Source organism: Bartonella tribocorum, from assembly GCF_002778015.1.
Classification (GTDB): domain Bacteria; phylum Pseudomonadota; class Alphaproteobacteria; order Rhizobiales; family Rhizobiaceae; genus Bartonella; species Bartonella tribocorum_B.
Map to the genome: position 1 here is coordinate 1 of NZ_NJPP01000062.1, position 2,730 is coordinate 2,730.

Annotated in this window: 4 protein-coding genes; 1 reads left to right on the top strand and 3 read right to left on the bottom strand. The window is 46.2% G+C overall.

Features of this window, described 5'->3' with window-relative positions; genetic code table 11:
• Positions 1-1,293: bifunctional DNA primase/helicase (locus CEV08_RS09030; protein WP_100131264.1), on the top strand; the 1,293-nt coding region annotated here is incomplete at its 5' end.
• 70 nt (positions 1,294-1,363) lie between these two features.
• On the opposite strand, the gene CEV08_RS09035 is transcribed toward CEV08_RS09030, so the two are convergent.
• The 3 genes from CEV08_RS09035 to CEV08_RS09040 form a co-directional block, all read right to left on the bottom strand.
• A complete protein-coding gene (locus CEV08_RS09035) occupies positions 1,364-1,774 on the bottom strand; it encodes a hypothetical protein (RefSeq protein ID WP_143434475.1) in 411 nt (136 codons plus the stop codon).
• A 107-nt stretch (positions 1,775-1,881) separates the two neighbouring features.
• Positions 1,882-2,148 carry a hypothetical protein gene (locus CEV08_RS09625; RefSeq protein ID WP_180753584.1) on the bottom strand — a complete coding sequence of 89 codons (267 nt, stop codon included), beginning with the start codon at positions 2,146-2,148 and terminating at the stop codon, positions 1,882-1,884.
• Between the two features lie 11 nt (positions 2,149-2,159).
• Complete coding sequence (locus tag CEV08_RS09040; RefSeq protein ID WP_245407089.1) at positions 2,160-2,528, bottom strand: hypothetical protein; 369 nt, start codon at positions 2,526-2,528, stop codon at positions 2,160-2,162.
• Positions 2,529-2,730: the final 202 nt, after the last annotated feature.

The following is a 2,730-nucleotide window of genomic DNA, read 5'->3' on the forward strand; positions in this document are numbered from 1 at the left end:
CACCCCGCACCCGCAGCAACCAACACCACTACACACGCATCCCACCCCGCACCTTCAGATCACACGTCGTTTCCCACGCTTTCCTCAACAAACCGGACAATTGTCATCACGGAAGGAGAAATTGATGCGCTTTCGCTCGCCGCCTATGGGTATCCGGCGGTTTCCGTCCCCTTTGGAGGTGGAAAGGGTGGTAAGCAAAATTGGATTGAAAATGAATTTGATCATTTAGAAGCTTTTGAAACCATTTTTTTAGCCACAGACATGGATCAACCGGGAGAAGAAGCCGCCCATGAAATTGCCAGCAGGCTTGGACGTCACCGTTGCTATCGTGTCCGCTTACCCCGCAAAGATGCCAATGACTGTTTAACCGCAGGGATTGATGCTGCCACCATAAAAGCGGCTTTTTCCTCAGCGAAAAGCTTTGCACCAGAAGGCTTACGGCGCGCCTCAGACTATAAAGATCAAGTGATTGGGCTGTTTTGGCCAGAACCTGAAAAACATCTTGGCTATACGGTTCCCTATCCTAAACTGAAGGACAAATTGCATTTTCGCCCCGCAGAATTAACACTGTGGAGCGGTGCCAGTGGTGCAGGCAAAAGCCAATTGTTATCCGACTGTATTCCCCATTGGATTGCGCAAAACAGCCGTCTTTGCTTAGCATCTTTAGAGATGAAAGGAGAACAATCCCTGCGGCGTTTAACAAAACAAACGGGCGGCTTAGAAAAGCCCACAAAAGAGACAATTGAACGCATTTTGCATTTTTTAGACAATGGGCTTATCCTGTATGAACATGTTGGCAAATCAAGTGTCGACAGCTTGCTTGATATTTTTGACTATTGTCGTGCACGCTATGGTTGTGATCAATTTATTATCGACAGTCTGATGCGGCTTGGCATTGCCTCTGATGATTATGCGGGACAAGAACAAACGGTTTATAAAATGGTGGATTGGGCTATTTTAAACAGTGTACATATTCATCTTGTCGCCCATGCCCGCAAAGGGGGGCTCGATAAAGATATCCCCGGAACAGAAGATATCAAAGGTGCCTCAGAAATTGGCGCGAATGCTTTTAACATCATCACCATTTGGCGCAACCGCTCGTTAGAAGACAAAATCTTCGCCGCATCCTTAGCGCAAGAAAAAGCAGATTTAGCCAAACGCCCCGGTGTCATTATGAATATTGCCAAACAACGTTCCGGCGATTTTGAAGGCAAAGTAGGTCTTTGGTTTGATCCCCAAACCTATCGCTATCGCTGTTCTTTTGAACAGCCATCCTCACGGCGTTATCTTTAACGCCCCTACACCACCACTTTTTTTAAAAAACGTCCCACCATCACACGCACATTTTGCGTGCCATAATAAATTAAAAGAGCACCTTCAACAAGACAGCAAAAACCAATGCCTTCAAGAACACCCCCTTAACGCTATCCATATCGCTAACCCCCAAAGCAAAAAGCATAAGGATAACAGCCATCAGACAACAAAACGCCACCGCCTTCACGAACCCTTGCCAGACAACCGGCAAACGCGTGACACCCCAATGCACCACACCAAGGACAAGCCCAAAAATGCAAGAAAACACCGCCCCCTTCAACAACAGCTCCCCACTCAAAGCCAGACTGCCCGCACCCACAGAAATAAAACCAAGATAGACGCTAATCAAGCCATAAAAGACCACCCATCTGCCAAAAAACATCCACCTTGTACCCCCACGGCGTGCGGCTTCTTTAATCCACAAAACAAAGGCAACAGAAAAAAGGCAAGAAAACACCACCAAGTATCACCCAAGACGCTTTGCCATTAGATCAATAAAAGCCCCTTAAATCAATAAGAGCAAAGACAAGTCCAAAGATAATGCCCCACAGGACATAAAACACCCATTTATTCGAGAACCAAAGCCAACCAAATCCCAAATGCTCTGGCTGTCCCATAACCCCACTGAGAGGCAAGACCCACAGAGAAGCAAAAGACCATATTTCTAAAGAAAACCTTTTTTGTAAACCTGAAGCGCTTCATGGCGATACGCGCACTGATATAAATCACAGTCAAAGAAAGACTCACAATGCCTAAAAGCGCCAACGATGGCAACAATACCCCATCAGACAACATCGCTCTCCCATCAAACCACGCAAGAAAAACACTGAACATGCAACAAAATATCAATCCTTTTCAAAGAATGAAATCCTAAACCCAAAACGCCTTGCCCCTAGATAAATAAGAGCGAGGACAAGGCCCAAAAGGACACTAAACACCCATTTATTTGAGAACCAGAGCCATGCCAAACCAAAATGCTCAGCTTGCTTATAAATAAAATCAGAAAGAGCAGCCAAAATGACGCTAAACAACACCATCTTGAAGAACAAACCCTTCGTTACACCCCGCCGCTGCATGACTTCATAACCAACCATAAGGACAATGCCGGGAATGCCATAAAATGCCAAAGTGCGTAAAAAGACGCCCCACGTCATCCCAAGAGCCTTCATTTCTATATAAATAGCCACAGAAACAAAGACCACAATGCCGCTCAACACTCATCCCCTCAGAGACAAAACCCTGCGCACCATCACTTTCCTCCCGCATCAAGTCACTCAAGAAAAATATCCACACGACAACAAAAGACAATGCAACAAAACACCCCTCTTTTCAAGAACCAAATCCATGGTTTTTCCACCCCCCCACAGCACAACAATCCTAGCCACACTCCAAGACCACACCCCCTCTCTCCACCCC